Consider the following 16848-nt stretch of genomic DNA (forward strand, 5'->3'; position numbering starts at 1 on the left):
TATAATAGGATTAGGGCGCAATAGACTGGTTAATAGCGGGACAAGACGAAAAATAGAAAAGAGAATTTCTTGTTTTGTGTAAATGTTTTTTATAATATTTGACATGTTGACAGATTATGAAATGAAAGTGAGTGATCCGTGTGGATCTAACGCAAATTCAAAACCCTAGTTTTTTGAAAGATATGTCTATCAGTGAACTAGAGGGATTGAGTGAGGATATTCGTAAGTTTTTAATTGAAGAGCTCTCTCAAACAGGTGGACATATTGCGCCTAATTTAGGTGTAGTAGAACTCACAATTGCTCTGCATAAATTATTTGATAGCCCGCAAGATAAATTTTTATGGGATGTAGGACATCAATCCTATGTACATAAAATTTTAACTGGACGCGCGAAAGAGTTTGGTACATTAAGGCAATATCAAGGCCTATGTGGTTTTCCGAAACGTTGTGAGAGTGAGCACGACGTATGGGAAACTGGTCATAGCTCGACATCGTTATCGGCTGCAATGGGAATGGCTCTGGCACGTGATTTAAAGAAAACGAAAGAATATGTTATACCAATTATTGGAGATGGTGCTTTAACAGGCGGAATGGCTTTAGAGGCATTGAACCATATTGGACATGAAAAGACAGATATGATTGTTATTTTGAATGATAATGAAATGTCAATTGCACCAAACGTTGGTGCGCTCCATAATGTACTTGGTCGTTTACGTACCGCAGGAAAATATCACTGGGTAAAAGATGAATTAGAGTATATATTAAAGAAAATCCCAGCAGTTGGCGGGAAAGTGGCTGCGACAGCAGAGAAAATAAAAGATAGTCTTAAATATTTACTAGTATCTGGTGTCTTTTTCGAAGAGTTAGGCTTTACATATTTAGGTCCAGTCGATGGGCATGATTATGAAAAGCTATTCGAAACGTTGCAATATGCAAAGAAAACAAAAGGCCCAGTGCTTGTTCACGTTATTACGAAAAAAGGAAAAGGTTATAAACCGGCCGAGAGTGACGTTATTGGAACTTGGCATGGAACAGGACCTTATAAAATTGAATCAGGTGACTTTGTTAAGCCGAAAGAAGTTGCACCAGCATGGAGTGCTGTTGTTAGTGAAACAGTACTTAAGCTAGCGAGAGCGGATGAGCGTATCGTAGCAATTACACCTGCAATGCCTGTTGGATCAAAACTTGAGAAATTCCAAAAAGAATTCCCAAATCGTATGATTGATGTAGGTATTGCAGAACAGCATGCTACAACGATGGCAGCAGGTATGGCAACGCAAGGAATGAAGCCATTCTTAGCAATTTATTCGACATTTCTACAAAGAGCATATGACCAAGTTGTTCATGATATATGCCGCCAAAATTTAAATGTTTTCATTGGAATAGATCGCTCAGGATTAGTAGGAGCAGATGGTGAAACGCATCAAGGCGTATTTGATATCTCATTCTTACGTCACTTGCCAAATATGGTGCTTATGATGCCGAAAGATGAAAATGAAGGGCAACATTTAGTTTATACGGCGATGCAATATGAAGATGGACCAATCGCATTGCGTTATGCGCGCGGTAATGGACTTGGCGTTCATATGGATGAAGAATTAAAGGCGATTCCGATCGGTACGTGGGAGACGTTAAAAGAGGGTACACAAGCAGCTATTTTAACGTTTGGTACGACAATACCAATGGCGATGGAAGCCGCTGAGCGTCTTGAAAAAGCTGGAGTTTCAGTGAAAGTAGTGAATGCTCGCTTTATTAAACCAATGGATGAAGCATATTTACATGATCTTCTAGGAAAGAATATACCGATTTTAACGATTGAAGAAGCTTGTTTAATTGGTGGTTTTGGAACAGGAGTAGTTGAATTTGCATCTGAAAATGGTTACCATAGTGCATTAGTTGAACGAATGGGTATTCCAGACCGCTTCATAGAGCACGGAAGTGTAACAAAATTATTAGAAGAAATTGGTTTAACGACAGATGCTGTCGTAGACCGTATTCATACAATGATTCCATCAAAACAAAAAAGGGCGTAACAAATGAGCGTAAAAAAAGAAAGAGTAGATGTACTATTAGTAGAGCGAGGACTTATAGAAACGCGTGAGAAAGCAAAGCGCGCCATTATGGCGGGACTCGTATATGCAAATGAAATGAGACTTGATAAGCCAGGAGAGAAAATCTCGCAAGATACTGAGATTACGGTGAAGGGACAAGTTATGCCGTATGTAAGTCGTGGTGGTTATAAACTTGAAAAGGCATTAGAGACATTTCATCTTGATTTACAAGATAAAGTTATGATAGATATTGGTTCATCAACTGGTGGCTTTACAGATTGTGCGCTTCAAAATGGAGCGAAATTATCTTATGCATTAGATGTAGGATACAATCAACTAGCGTGGAAATTACGTCAAGATGAGCGTGTTGTTGTAATGGAACGAACAAATTTCCGTTACGTGACACCAGCAGACTTAGAACGTGGTTTACCTCAATTTGCAAGTATTGATGTTTCATTTATATCATTAAAGCTTATACTGCCAGTTTTAAAAACAATGCTTATGCCTAACGGAGATGTAGCGGCGTTAATTAAACCACAGTTTGAAGCTGGAAGAGAGCAAGTTGGGAAAAAAGGTATCGTTCGTGATAGAAAAGTACATGAAGCTGTTGTAGAAATGATTGTCGAGTTTGCTTTAAAAGAAGGCTATGATGTGGAAGGTTTAACATTTTCACCAATTACGGGTGGAGACGGTAATATTGAATTTTTAATTCATCTGAAATGGCATGGTGAACGTGAGAATGGCGAAAATCATTCTCCGATTTCTATAGAGCAAGTTGTTACAGAAGCGCATGACGTTCTAAAACAAAAAGGGAAAGGGGAATAACATATGTTGTTCCTCTTTTTGCTGTAATTGTATAATGATTGTAAAAACAATTGTGTACAAGAAACGAATTATAAGTTAACATAAATAAGTGAAGTATACCAATGTTTAAACTATGGTAAGAGATAGTGTGAGGTGCAAATGTATGAATAAAGGTCAGCGCCATATTAAAATCAGGGAAATTATTGCAAACAAAGAAATTGAAACACAAGATGAATTAGTTGATATTTTACGTAATGAGGGATTTAATGTAACGCAAGCAACAGTATCGCGCGATATTAAAGAACTGCACTTAGTGAAGGTGCCATTACATGATGGGCGCTATAAATATAGCTTGCCAGCAGATCAACGATTTAACCCGTTACAAAAATTAAAACGAAATCTAGTGGATTCATTTGTAAAATTAGACACGGCAGGACATATGCTTGTGCTAAAAACATTGCCTGGTAACGCTCATTCACTTGGAGCACTTATTGATCATTTAGAGTGGGATGAGATCATCGGAACCATCTGTGGTGATGATACTTGCTTAATTATTTGCCGTACACCTGACGATACAGGTGTTGTCTCTGATCGTTTCTTAAATATGTTGTAACAAAAAATCTTGTTTGCTTTCCATCGTAAAGTGGAAAGTGAACAAGATATTTTTATTGGTTAAAAATATGAATTTTCAATTGTAATATAATATTTTGTTTGCATAAAGTTAGAAAATAGATGGATTGACCCGTAAAACAAATGTTTGGTACAATGAAGCGGGTTAGAAGAGTATATACATACAAATATATAACATGATTATTTGAATGAAGAACTGAGAAAATCCTTTAGTAAGGGATTATTTTATAACGAGGTGAATGGGGCATTGTTATCGGAATTATCGATTAGAAACTTTGCTATTATTGAAGCATTAAATATTTCTTTTCAAAAAGGTTTAACGGTTTTAAGCGGTGAAACAGGGGCCGGAAAATCGATTATTATTGATGCGATTAGTTTACTTGTAGGTGGCCGTGGATCAGCAGAATTTGTTCGATATGGAACAGAAAAGGCTGAGATTGAAGGGCTATTTTATGTTGAAGATGAGAAGCATCCATGTATTGAAAAGGCAGAAGAGTTAGATATAGAAATAGAAGATGGCATGATTATTTTAAAGCGTGATATTGCTGCGAACGGAAAGAGTGTATGTCGTGTAAATGGGAAGCTTGTTACACTTAGCATATTAAAAGAAATTGGGAAATCACTTGTTGATATTCATGGACAGCACGAAACACAAGATTTAATGAATGAAGAACGACATCTGTTTATGCTTGATCACTTTGATGGGGATCGAATCGTTAAACAATTAGACATATATCAAAATGTATACGCTGACTATGAAAAATTAAAAAAACAATTGAAATCGTTAAGTGAAAATGAACAACAAATGGCACATCGCTTAGATTTAATTCAATTTCAGCATGAAGAAATTCGCAAGGCAGATTTAAAGATGGATGAAGAAAATGAATTAACTGAGGAACGATTGCAAATTTCTAATTTTGAAAAGATTTATAAAGCGTTAGGTGATGCATATCGTTCGTTAAGTGCCGACGGACAAGGGTTAGATAATGTAAGAAGTGCAATGGGACAAATGGAAAGTATTACACATTTAGATGAAATGTATCAAGAGAATTATGATTCAATTGCAAATAGCTATTACTTATTAGAAGAGGTTGCCTATCAACTGAGAGAAAAGCTCGATATGATGGAATATGATCCAAATCGTTTAGATGAAATCGAAACACGTTTGAATGAAATTCGTATGCTAAAGAGAAAATATGGAAATACTGTAGAAGAGATTTTAGCGTATGCAGATAAAATTGAACAGGAAATTTTTACAATTGAAAATAAAGACGTTCATATTGAAACGACGAAGAAACAGTTGAAGGAATTAGAGAGTGTTATTCTGAAAGAAGCAACGTTGTTAAGTAATATGCGTCATGAGCTTGCAGAACATCTTACAAATGCAATTCATCAGGAATTAAAAGAATTATATATGGAAAAAACGAAATTTGAAGTGCGAATTATGAAGAGAGCAGGAAATGCAGAAGAACCCCTTGTGGAAGGTGCACCGGTAAGACTTACGGTGGATGGTTACGATCATGTGGAATTTTATATTTCAACGAACCCAGGAGAGCCGCTAAAACCACTTTCAAAGGTTGCTTCTGGCGGAGAGTTATCTCGTATTATTTTAGCTTTAAAAAGCATTTTTTCTAAGCATCAAGGGGTTGCATCTGTTATTTTTGATGAAGTGGATACGGGTGTAAGTGGCCGAGTCGCACAGGCTATTGCGGAAAAAATTTATCGAGTATCAGTAAACTCGCAAGTACTTTGTATTACGCACTTACCTCAAGTAGCTTCAATGGCGGATTCACATTTATTTATTCGAAAACAAGTAGCGAATGATCGGACAATTACATCAGTTACTGTTTTAACTATGGAGGATAAAGTAACAGAAATAGCTCGAATGATTTCTGGTGTAGAAATCACAGATTTAACGACAGAGCATGCGAAAGAATTACTTACGCAAGCGCATCATTTTAAACAGACAGCAGAGGCTATCCAGTAATGGATAGCTTTTTTTCTCAAATGACGATTTCTTAATTCTTCCGGTTATAAATAATGCACTGCAAGGAGAGATTAAAAAGTGAAGCCAAGAGGCTGAATGTGGGGTAGGAGCGAGGAGAGTGAACAAGTTGAAATTAGAAAAATTTCGAAAAATAATAGGTCTTTGTCTCCTTGTTTCTTTAGTTTTTATTGGATGTTTTAAACCGCTTCGAACGTTTATTTCATCACCGAAACAACTTGTTGTTTTTGAAGGACAACAATCAGAAATATCATCATTACCAGTTTTCAAAGCTTCATCCACAAATCGTCATGTATTTACAGTGAGTTCGAATGAACAAAAACAAGAACTTATGGTAAATTCTCATCAAAATGGTGAAGCTGATATGGTATTTCAGCTTGCTGGTTTTCCAGTGAAAAAAGTAAATGTGAAAGTGTTAAAAGATTTTAAAGTAATTCCAGGTGGACAATCAATTGGTGTGAAATTAAATACAAAAGGTGTACTTGTTGTAGGCCATCATTTAATTCAAACTGAAAAGGGTAAAATATCTCCTGGTGAAACAGCAGGTGTACAAATTGGAGATATGATTACTGAAATTAATGGTAAAACAATTGAAAGAATGAGTGATGTAGCACCGTTTATTCATAATAGTGGAGAAACAGGTGAACCGCTTAATCTTGTATTGTTAAGAGATGGAAAATATATTCGTACGAAGCTAACTCCACAAAAAGACAACGGTGAATCGTCTTATCGAATTGGCTTGTATATCCGTGATTCGGCAGCTGGAATTGGAACGATGACATTTGTTCATCCAGATTCTATGAAATACGGGGCACTTGGTCATGTTATTTCTGATAATGATACGAAAAAGCCGATTCAAGTCGAAGATGGACAAATTATGCGCTCGACAGTCACATCAATTGAAAGAGGTAGTCATGGGAATCCAGGGGAGAAATTAGCAAGATTCTCACCAGATCGTGAAGTGATTGGCAATATTACAATTAATAGTCCATATGGTATTTTTGGCAAATTAAATACGAATATGAAAAACGGTATAATGGATAAAGCGATGCCTATCGCATTATCTCATCAAGTAAAAGAAGGACCGGCAAAAATATTAACAGTTATTGATCAAGATAAAGTAGAAGCGTTTGATATTGAAGTTGTTAGTACAGTGCAACAAAAATTCCCAGCCACAAAGGGTATGGTAATAAAAGTAACAGATAAACGTCTATTAGCGAAAACGGGCGGTATCGTACAAGGGATGAGCGGAAGTCCAATTGTACAAAATGGAAAAGTAATTGGTGCTGTTACGCATGTATTTGTAAATGATCCAACATCAGGATATGGTGTTCATATTGAATGGATGTTACATCAAGCTGGAATTAATATTTATGATCAAGAGAAAAAAGCGAGCTAATATATATATTAGCTCGCTTTTTCTGTTGAAAAATTCGTTGAAATTTTGTAAAAGCTCCGCAAGAGGTGTTTTTTGTTGTAAAATAAAAGAAAAGGGTTGAACGTTTCGTTGTATTTCTATGATGGAATGTGTTGCGAAAGGGAATAAATGAACGATAAACATATTTTTTTGTGATTTTATCGGAAAGTAAGAAACTTTAAAAGGGAATTTTCACACAATTGTCGAACAATTCATGTAGCCTAGAAGGATACACATGTCGGAGAATCGATTCGGTAAGGGAGGAAAAGCTGTGGAGAAAATTAAAGTATGTCTTGTGGATGATAATAAAGAACTAGTATCAATGTTAGAGAGCTATGTAGCTGCTCAAGATGATATGGAAGTAATCGGTACTGCTTATAATGGTCAAGAGTGTTTAAACTTATTAGCAGATAAGCAACCTGATGTACTCGTTTTAGACATTATTATGCCACACTTAGATGGTTTAGCTGTATTGGAAAAAATGCGACATATTGAAAGGTTAAAACAGCCTAGCGTAATTATGTTGACAGCATTCGGGCAAGAAGATGTGACGAAAAAAGCAGTTGACTTAGGTGCCTCATATTTCATATTAAAACCATTTGATATGGAGAATTTAACGAGTCATATTCGTCAAGTGAGTGGTAAAGCAAACGCTATGATTAAACGTCCACTACCATCATTCCGATCAGCAACAACAGTAGATGGAAAACCGAAAAACTTAGATGCGAGTATTACGAGTATCATTCATGAAATTGGTGTACCCGCTCATATTAAAGGATATATGTATTTACGAGAAGCAATCTCCATGGTATACAACGATATCGAATTATTAGGATCGATTACGAAAGTATTGTATCCAGATATCGCAAAGAAATATAATACAACAGCAAGCCGTGTGGAGCGCGCAATTCGTCACGCGATTGAAGTAGCGTGGAGCCGTGGGAATATTGATTCTATTTCGTCCTTATTCGGTTATACAGTATCCATGTCAAAAGCAAAACCTACGAATTCTGAGTTTATCGCAATGGTTGCGGATAAGTTGAGACTTGAACATAAAGCTTCTTAAACGCTGTAGTATCAAGGTGTTAAGTGTATTTCATAATAAAATTTAAAAACCAACGAATTACGTATGTAGGCAATAAAGTACATAGGTAATTGGCGGTTAATTTAAAAACCTTCTATTTATTGGATTGAAATTTTAATTCCAATAGCTAGGAGGTTTTTTTGTTGTATGAATAACTTTCAGATGAACGTTGAAAACTTTTTGCTTCATTGTGATGCAAAGCATCTAAGTAGGAAAACAATTCGGTCATATGACCAAACGTTGAAGTTATTTACTTCATATTTAGAAAGGGAATTAAAGATTACGGATGTTGATAAGGTAAAACCTCTTCATATTCGGACGTATATTAAATATTTAAGGGAACGGGGTAAATACACATTTACATCTAATACAGCTAGTGAACAAATTAATTATCCAACACGTAGAACTGATTATGGAAAGACCATTAGTGAAACAACAATTGCTAATTACCTTCGTAATATTAAGGTTTTTTTCAACTTTTTAGAAGCTGAAGAGGATATTGCTAAGAATCCAATATCTAATATTGAATCAATAAAGCCGCAACGGAAACAAAAGATATTGTTATCAGTAGATGAAATAAAGAAAGTGTTGTATTCAATAGATATAAGTACATTCCATGGGTTTAGAAGTTACGTCATGATTAAACTTATTTTAGATACAGGCATACGTGCAGGAGAATGTTGTAGTATGCAAGCCGAAGACCTAGATATAAAAAATAAAAGTATCTTAATTACGAATCCGAAAAATAAGAAACAACGATATGTTTATTTTTCTAATATCATGGCTAACGATTTAAAGCGTTGGTTGAAGTATAGGGATAGATTTAGTGATGCAGAGTATTTGTTTCCTACGATAAGAGGGACAATGTTGAACGTCAATAATTTTGAGGCGAGTATTAGAAGTATTGGTAAAAAGGTAGGTGTACATTTCACACCTCACCAATTAAGAAATAACTTTGCAAAGTATTACATTCTTAATGGTGGTGATTGGTTTAGCTTGTCTAGGGTATTAGGTCATTCATCGGTAGAAGTAACTCAAAGGGCGTATTTAGACTTTACTGATGATGAGATAAAAAATAAATATCAACGTCATTCACCACTAGCAAGTATGAAATTCTAAGTAAAAGAAAAAAGCCACGTGTTACCAGCACGTGACCAAAATTTAAACAATCAAATTAAAACTAAATAACGGATATTCCGCACATTCAGCACCTCCATTATAGATTTTTAAAAAATATAATGCAAGAGGTCTAGTTTCTTATTGCCTTTTTTAGGTGATTCGTGGCGTTGGTGTGCGGTAATTCCGAACGTGGATACCGTGACCACGAAGGAATGCTGTGAAGTGTACCTTAAAATAAACGGGGTTTAATGTAGCCAACGCAGAAAATACATTCGGATATCGGTTCATTGACGCATTTATAACCGTATAACGTAAGCGAGGTAAAGGACACAAGCCTTGTATACCGAAGCCTAAGGGACGTAAGTTCTAACCGCGATGATACCCAAGACGTGGATGGTAAAGAGTGTCTGGGGGGTCAAATAAGACGTAATTGTACGGCTGTAGTTAGCCATTTACTATTAAGCGGCGATTACGACACTGATTCACGGCTGTTTTCGTAATTTATTGCGAGGATATCGGGTTTTGTAACGAATTTCCTGAAAGGGAACGGTGTAGGGCGTGGACACGCACCGTACGGCGAAACAACATTTTGTACTAATAGTCGATAAGTTACAAGCAAACAGTATAGTGTTTCGATAGCTATAGCTGATTGCAGTCAATGCGTCTTTCATACAATACGGATACCTCGTCGGCATGACGATAGTATTGTGGTTAGGCTTTAACCTTATATATTTTCGCAAGGGAGAAGTCTATCCACCAAGCCGTTTTCCTCGTAACAATCCGATAGTATAAGACCTTCAAAACCAAAAGCCAACATGCCTAATGAAGAAAGTTGAAAAAAATTAGGTTTTCCGCTGGCTAAGATAAAACCACTATACTGAAGCATAGTAAAGATATAGAGAATGATTACTGTATAAAGAGTAGATATAGATGACCATATAAAAAGATTAATTGAAGAGGTGAAATATATATGATTGGATTTAGGAAACTTTGTTCTTTGCTTAAAGAAAATTGTAAGTTTATGTAGATTTTTTAGTCGGAAAATTATAAAATTTTAATTGGTTTATAAAATTCTGTCAAATGAAAGGTGAAGAAGGAATGATAAATGAATTTAGGCATTTGGATGAAGGGTATACAGTAATATATTGCCCAGATGCAGAAACGCAACAAATGAAAGAGGTATATATTGAAACAGAAGATTTTTCAAAGATTGATATTGCCATAAAAGGGGCATGGAAAAGTTGGAAAAGGGATAAGAAAAAATTTATAGGCGGAGTTGATGGACGAAAAGCAATTAATTTAGCACGACTCATTATGGGTATTGATAATAAGTTAAAACACGTTCTAAATTTAACAGATAATCCTTATGATTTGAGAAAATGTAATTTAATTGTTATTAATTGTGGAGATAACCAAAAATCAGACGTAAGAAGTAAAATAGAAGAATTGAAAAGAAAGGTGCCACCTATATTAAAAATTCAAAAGGAAAAACCTCAAGCATCAATGCAACAGCAGTTAGTACTGCACAATGATGAAGGTGGAAAGTATTTAAACCGTGCTGAAGCAGCTGAAAATCTAGGGATTGCAAAGAGTACTATTAATTATTGGAATAAACGAAATAATCTTTCTGTAAAAAGGGATGAAATGGGGAAGGTTATATATGATGATGAGTTAATGGGAAAACTGAAAGAAATAAAAGATACAGCAAAGCTAATAAGAAAAGAAAAAGTAAAAAAAGAGGATTCAGCAAAACAACAGAATCCCCAAAAACAAGATATCCGAATTCTGAAAGATTACAAAACCAATGACTATTTGTTAGTGGAAATAGAGAGTGCTGGCACACTTTCTGTAATAAAAAAATTTAATAAGAAACAAATAGAACAATTGAGAGAATCTTTTTCGAATATACTTTTATAATAAGGTCGTAGGTTTCTTTGTCAATATCATGGATAAAATTTAGGTAAACTTAAAGAAGCTGAGAAACTCACAAAGGCTGCTAAATGTTTTTAGTAGTGATAGGGATACGTATTAATAACAAGCTGTAACGAGAAATATAACAAGCAAGTATTATTTAGCAGGGGCGAATTTGTGTCCTTGCTTTTTGGGTATTTAGATAAAAATACAAAAAATATAAATTTCTTGTGACAAAATAACGAAAAAGATTGTATTTATTAATGTATAAGAAGGGAAAGAAGTTAATAATACGCAACAATAGATTATGAAACCTTACGTAATACTACCTATTAACATTCGGTATCTTCTCAGATGAATAAATCAATAAACCTTGCATAACCTATGGGACGTAAGTACTAATAACGATGGTAACCAAGATGTTAGCGGCGATCATGACACTGATTCACGGCTATTCTTGTATAAGCTTTATTGCAAGGATATACGGGTTATATAGCGAATCACCCGAGAGGAAAATATAAGTAGCTACCACTAGCTACAATAGGGTAATATAGAGTGTAAACGATGTGTAGATTAAAAACAAAAGTAAGAAGGTGGAGAAGTGAACAGAAAGACAGAAGGAGTAAGCATCAAGCCATTAAGACAAGATAGTGAATTCATTGTTCTAACGTTGTTTCTTATCTTGGTGACATCGACAACAAGTTTTAAAAACCCCGGATTATCGGATTATGTTGGAATTGCATCAACAATCGTACTGATCGCAGCCATCGGACTTAAACTAATAGCAAATTGGTATAACAAAAAGGACTAGAAGACGATTAGTAATAAACCATACATAAAAGCGAAGATAATCAGCTAGAAATCGCAATCTCGGTAATTTGCAACGTTCTAATGTTTGATGTAAGTTTTATTTGACATACGTTCTACTTGATGGAGTCCCTTATAGGGGATTCTTTTTTTATGAAGCACTTACGTTTCCTCCTTTATTATCAATTTCATATTTCTCTCGAAGCTAGCGATCTATTTCGCTAGCTTTTCTTTTTTGAAAATAAATATCCCAATTTGTCTAATTCGTCTTGTACCGAAGGGCTTTAGAAGGATATAAGGGTAGGGAAAGCTTAACGGCTTCCCGACCAATGCCAATCATTTCAGTTATAACTATCGGGTTATATTCCTACCTAAAACGGGGCGTCGATTATTCGGCGTCCTATTTCTAATTCAAACAATCAAAATTCTACATATAAAACGGAGGTCATTTCGTGGAAAACAATAAAGCATTAGACATCATGTTACACGGGAAAACAATTCGATTCTTTCGTTCCTTAAAAGGTGTATCTTGTCGAGAACTAGCGGAGATAAGCGGCGTTAAACAATCATTACTTCATAAGTTCGAAACGGGGCGTCGCAACATAACTCAATTATCGAACTATCGTATCACACGGGCATTACAAAGTATGGGACTGGATTTAGACGAAATACTTGTAATCAACTTGTATGTAATCCAAAAACACGGGGGTATCACATCAAATGAGTAAGAAGCTAACACCAACACAAAGGGATTTTGTAACAGAAGCTTTTTATAGAAAACGAAATGGAGAAAGTTACATCAGTATTGCGGAGTCATTCGGTATCGACCGTAGGACCTTGTTCGGATACAGAAATTGCGAAGAAGGTCAGCAAATTGAAAAGGAATTGCGTCAGAATCTCATATCACAATCCTTTGAGAGTATTATGGAAACCGTGATTGATAAAGCCCGTCTAGGGTCGTTCCAACATGCGAAATTGTTTATGCAGGTTACTGGAAAGTTGAAAAATGAGGAAGTGAACGTGAAGCAAGAAATGAATGTTACGAAAGAAACGACGCCAGAATTGCTAGCACAAATTGACGAGTTACTCAAACAATAGGGGGATATAAATTTATGGGACTATTATTTAAAAATAGTGTAGAAAAAGCGGATAAAATCATTGCGAAGTACGAAGCGAAACGCACGGAACTACAAGGGAAGATTGTTCAATTAAATGACGATGCACGTTTCTTGCAAAGTGCGGTAGAAGACGATTTTCAGCGTGCAATCATGGAAGATGGCACACCAAACGAGAAGTTGAAAACGGACTTGAATAAAGTTCATGCGGAACGTGAACAAGTTCAGAAGATGCTAGGTAATATGGACAATCTTTTGCGGAAAGCACTTGAAGGAATACGTTCAGAAGTCGAAGCAGATCGCGAGAAGATTTTCAAAAAAACAATGCAAGAACAAGAAGTTATGACGACGAGGTTAAAGGATGCGAAGCTAGCTTATTTGAAGTTACTTGTTGAGTACAGCGACGTAGCGGGTAACGTTGACCGTGAATTAGCTAAGTTTGGTCAGATTGAACAACGATTAGGATTAGAACCAATTCCGCATTATAAACGTCGTGCGTTTGAATTTAATGTGAACCGTAACTATGACAATACTTTTCATCCAATTATAATAACCGAAGATTCCAAAGGGGCGTTTGGTGGGCTTTTAGGCTACTACGCGATCCAATACGAAGGGCAAACGAAATAGGAGGAAATAATTATGGCAAACCAAGAACTAACACCATTACAATTGATAATGGTTGGATATGAAGAATTGAAGAAGGAAGCAACAAAAGAAGAAGACGCGGCGGCGACGCTTGCAAAGGAACAAGAAAAGGTTGCTGAAGGCGTTGCATTGAAACAATCGGGGAAGACGTTTTTTGAAATGTTCAATGAGGGTAATCCATTCAAAAAAGCCGTGCCGGCACACTTGCTTGTTAAAGCGGGCTACGACATTAATAATCGTCCCGAAGATGCAGGAACAACAGAATAATAATTATAAAGGGCTAGTGACGTTGTAGGAGGCGTCGCTAGTCCTTCTTTTGTTTTCTGTGAATCTATATATTAGGGTATTGATACGTGGACGCTAGGTGATTTAAAACGAACGCTGTAAATGTTCATGATTCGTCCCAAACGTGTACTAAAATAAAAATCATGTTTGTGCACGAAGTTCAAGTAAACCCGCGTCATTGCTGGCTTTATTCATTATTCAGCTATCAATGAAAATATAGCGTTGGGAATATATTCTAGTGAAGTATGGTGTCACAAAGTCATTACAAATTGGACAAAAAAAGGAATCCTGTTTTACAGAATCTCCTTTTCCTTCGCAATTGCATATAGTGATGATCGCGTTACGTTGTATTCTTCGCATATCTGTTTAACCGTGTATCCGTTTGATTTACGATTTGCTAACATTTCCAAAGCGGTATTTAAAGCTTTATTGTTATCATGGTACTTCTTCGGCTTCGTCTTGTACTTGCCGTTTGCCTTTGCGATTGCAATGCCCTCACGTTGACGTTCTAGCATTATCTCACGTTCGAATTCAGCAACGGATAGTAAAACATTCATGATTAGTTTAGACGTAGGAGAACCGTCGAATAAGCCCATATTAAGAATGTGTAATTTGATTCCTTTCGAAGTTAATTCTTCGATTAATTCAATGCCACCTTTAATTGTTCTAGCGATTCTATCAATCTTTGTAATGACCAAAGTGTCCCCCGCTTTTAACGTAGAAAGCATTTCTTGTAATCCTTCACGGTGCATATCTTTTCCTGACTTCTTATCTTGGTATATTTTCGTAGCCCCTGCTTCTTCCAGTGCTTTTAATTGTGCGTCCAAATTCTGTTCTACCGTACTAACCCTTGCGTATCCAATAATCATATGTAATGTCCTCCCGATGTCCTTTATTCTGTCCTAATTGTATAACGAGAAAATGGACGTGTCAAACGGACGTTATGAACTGCATGAAATCAAAGAAGAATAAAATGTCCGAAATCCCCTGCCATAATGGACGTTTGGTAAATTTAAAGGGGCGGTGCATTATGGATTCGCAAGGATTAAAAAGGACTTCGCACATAGACGGGGGCTATCTAAATCAAAAGGCGGTACACTTCAAGCGGGGCTATGTATTTAAACGCCCCCGTACATCGTTTGTAATCCTGCCATTCCAAAGGGGATGGTTATTGTTATGCACGAATACTACCCGCACGGCAGGACGGTTACATCTGTATTCCATTACTATCTATTGCTATCAATCGTAGCGTAAGTAATACGTCATAGCGTTGGGCAGATTGCGTCTCGTAATACTATCCCGTATCTTATCCCACATTAGAACTATTACTATCTAATACTATTAACCTGTTCCATAACTCCATCGTTTATGAAACATTATTTGTCACTGCTACTGAATCCCTTTAAATCAACATTGATTTTGTTTCATAACTTCGTATCAAAACCTTTTCTTGTTTTCATATCATTTTTCTACTTGAATTGATTCATTTTGATTATTAATATTCAATTCTTCTTTCATTACTTCTTTATCTACAAACCTTCCTGAAGAAGCCGTTCCATACAAAATATATATGTAAATTTAATCGAATAAAGGTAAAGACCTCCCGCCATGCGGGAGGGGGTACTTAGTTTGCCATGTAGGGCGTTTCAATAATACACACTATATTTTTCAGTTGAAGACGAGAATCCCAGCAATCAGTAAACGTTAAATAAATTTTATAATAAAAAATTAATTGAGTTTGGGAATTTTCATGTTAGTAATAGTTCTTCGTATTTTTAGGAGTTGCCTTCATAGTATGCAAAGAAAAGTTAGAGAAATTGAGGAAGAATGAATAATCTTCCTTTCTATTAATCAAAAAATAAGTGTCACGAAACTTATGACTACGGAAGAACAGAAAGTATAAGAACAAGAAATACTTTCGGAGGAATTTTATTATGACAAAATTAATTACAAGTCAAGAAACATTTATTATTGACGCTAACGTTCGTGAATCTCACATGAACCGTGTAGAGGTACTGGAAAAGGTGAAAGGCTTGCTACTATTACCTAACTTAGAAATGGCAACTACGAAACAAGTTGCGGATTTTTACGAAGTAAACCAAAATACGCTACGCCAACTAATCAAAGAACATCGTGACGAACTAGAACAGGACGGGCTACATTATAAGAAATATGCTGAAATTAAGGCGTTAGGTAATCTCACGCCTAAACTGAATGAACTAAATGCATTAGGTATTAGCCGTGCGGGGGGAAACGTATTCCCACGCCGTGCAATCTTACGCGTTGGTATGTTACTTCGCGATTCAGAAATTGCAAAAGAAGTTCGAACTCAATTGTTACACATCGAAGAGAAAGCAACAAGTGAAGCTAAAGTCGCGGATATTGATGAAGAGATACAATTACAAATGGCGATAGGACAAGCATTTATGTCGGGCGATATCAACGCACTGGCACATGCTTCTGAAAAATTAATAGATTTTAAAAGTCGTCATATTACTAAAATTGAAAACAAGTTACAAGAACAAAAAACGGTAATTAAAACGTTAGCAAAAGAAGAAATGCGGTATAAAACTCCTGAAAAGATTCTTCGCAAGCTTGTTAATCGTTATTCTGTAGTTATTCACGGTACTATTGGGACAAATAAAGGTTGGCAAGACCTTTGCAGTCATCTTGTAAATAAGTTGGAGAAAGGAATTAATCTGAAGTCTCGAAGAACTAACGCGAGAAGAGGTAACCCTAGGGCGTCGTATATAAGTGTCATCCGTCCTGAAGAATTTGAAATCATTATTCCTGCAATGGTGGGAATATGTATGAGTAGTGGAGTGGATGTTTCCGATATCCTGAAAGATGCTTAAAGACAAAAAAACCGCGATCTGTGAAGTGAACCCGAATAGTGGTACATGAAAAAAACACCTCCTGAATTCGCATACTAAGTATGCAAATTCATTGGAGGTGTTTTTCGTTTGAAGACAAGA

The 16848-nt window shown here is 36.0% G+C and carries 14 protein-coding genes; 13 read left to right on the forward strand and 1 reads right to left on the reverse strand.

Annotated elements, in window-relative coordinates:
• The first annotated feature begins 140 nt into the window (after positions 1–140).
• The 12 genes from dxs to ASE54_RS19685 all read left to right on the forward strand — a co-directional run bounded on the left by dxs (position 141) and on the right by ASE54_RS19685 (position 13855).
• Entirely contained in the window at positions 141–2033 is a 1893-nt protein-coding gene (gene dxs / locus ASE54_RS19625) for a 1-deoxy-D-xylulose-5-phosphate synthase (protein ID WP_000366457.1), read from the forward strand.
• 3 nt (positions 2034–2036) lie between these two features.
• On the forward strand, positions 2037–2876 hold the full coding sequence (locus tag ASE54_RS19630) for a TlyA family RNA methyltransferase (protein WP_000111874.1): 840 nt from the start codon (positions 2037–2039) through the stop codon (positions 2874–2876).
• Positions 2877–3018: 142 nt separating this feature from the next.
• A complete protein-coding gene (argR, locus tag ASE54_RS19635; protein ID WP_001032580.1) occupies positions 3019–3468 on the forward strand; it encodes an arginine repressor ArgR in 450 nt (149 codons plus the stop codon).
• A 264-nt stretch (positions 3469–3732) separates the two neighbouring features.
• Positions 3733–5472: a DNA repair protein RecN gene (gene recN / locus ASE54_RS19640; RefSeq protein WP_000947759.1), complete on the forward strand. Its 1740-nt coding sequence runs from the start codon at positions 3733–3735 to the stop codon at positions 5470–5472.
• A 118-nt stretch (positions 5473–5590) separates the two neighbouring features.
• Positions 5591–6889, forward strand: a complete 1299-nt coding sequence (gene spoIVB / locus ASE54_RS19645) for a SpoIVB peptidase (RefSeq protein WP_057187529.1) — start codon at positions 5591–5593, stop codon at positions 6887–6889.
• 289 nt (positions 6890–7178) lie between these two features.
• On the forward strand, positions 7179–7973 hold the full coding sequence (gene spo0A, locus ASE54_RS19650) for a sporulation transcription factor Spo0A (protein WP_014894889.1): 795 nt from the start codon (positions 7179–7181) through the stop codon (positions 7971–7973).
• Between the two features lie 165 nt (positions 7974–8138).
• Positions 8139–9110: a tyrosine-type recombinase/integrase gene (locus ASE54_RS19655; protein ID WP_001058889.1), complete on the forward strand. Its 972-nt coding sequence runs from the start codon at positions 8139–8141 to the stop codon at positions 9108–9110.
• A gap of 1098 nt (positions 9111–10208) precedes the next feature.
• Positions 10209–11027 carry a MerR family transcriptional regulator gene (locus ASE54_RS19660; RefSeq protein WP_000606604.1) on the forward strand — a complete coding sequence of 273 codons (819 nt, stop codon included), beginning with the start codon at positions 10209–10211 and terminating at the stop codon, positions 11025–11027.
• Between the two features lie 1253 nt (positions 11028–12280).
• Positions 12281–12556, forward strand: coding sequence for a helix-turn-helix transcriptional regulator (locus tag ASE54_RS19670; RefSeq protein WP_000429761.1), 276 nt, complete (start codon positions 12281–12283; stop codon positions 12554–12556).
• Entirely contained in the window at positions 12549–12926 is a 378-nt protein-coding gene (locus tag ASE54_RS19675; RefSeq protein WP_000038769.1) for a hypothetical protein, read from the forward strand. The genes ASE54_RS19670 and ASE54_RS19675 overlap by 8 nt, the downstream gene beginning before the upstream one ends.
• Before the next feature lie 14 nt (positions 12927–12940).
• Positions 12941–13570, forward strand: coding sequence for a hypothetical protein (locus ASE54_RS19680; RefSeq protein WP_000523720.1), 630 nt, complete (start codon positions 12941–12943; stop codon positions 13568–13570).
• A gap of 12 nt (positions 13571–13582) precedes the next feature.
• On the forward strand, positions 13583–13855 hold the full coding sequence (locus tag ASE54_RS19685) for a hypothetical protein (protein WP_000013207.1): 273 nt from the start codon (positions 13583–13585) through the stop codon (positions 13853–13855).
• 311 nt (positions 13856–14166) lie between these two features.
• Here the strand turns inward: ASE54_RS19685 and ASE54_RS19690 are convergent, their stop codons facing one another.
• The gene (locus tag ASE54_RS19690; protein WP_000583555.1) at positions 14167–14742 is read right to left on the reverse strand and encodes a recombinase family protein; all 576 of its coding nucleotides are present in this window, start codon (positions 14740–14742) and stop codon (positions 14167–14169) included.
• A gap of 1065 nt (positions 14743–15807) precedes the next feature.
• Between ASE54_RS19690 and ASE54_RS19695 the strand changes: the two genes are divergently transcribed.
• Positions 15808–16728, forward strand: coding sequence for a hypothetical protein (locus tag ASE54_RS19695; protein WP_000163731.1), 921 nt, complete (start codon positions 15808–15810; stop codon positions 16726–16728).
• The last annotated feature ends 120 nt before the right edge of the window (positions 16729–16848 follow it).

The sequence above is a fragment of the Bacillus sp. Root131 genome (assembly GCF_001429475.1).
Lineage (GTDB): Bacteria > Bacillota > Bacilli > Bacillales > Bacillaceae_G > Bacillus_A > Bacillus_A thuringiensis_S.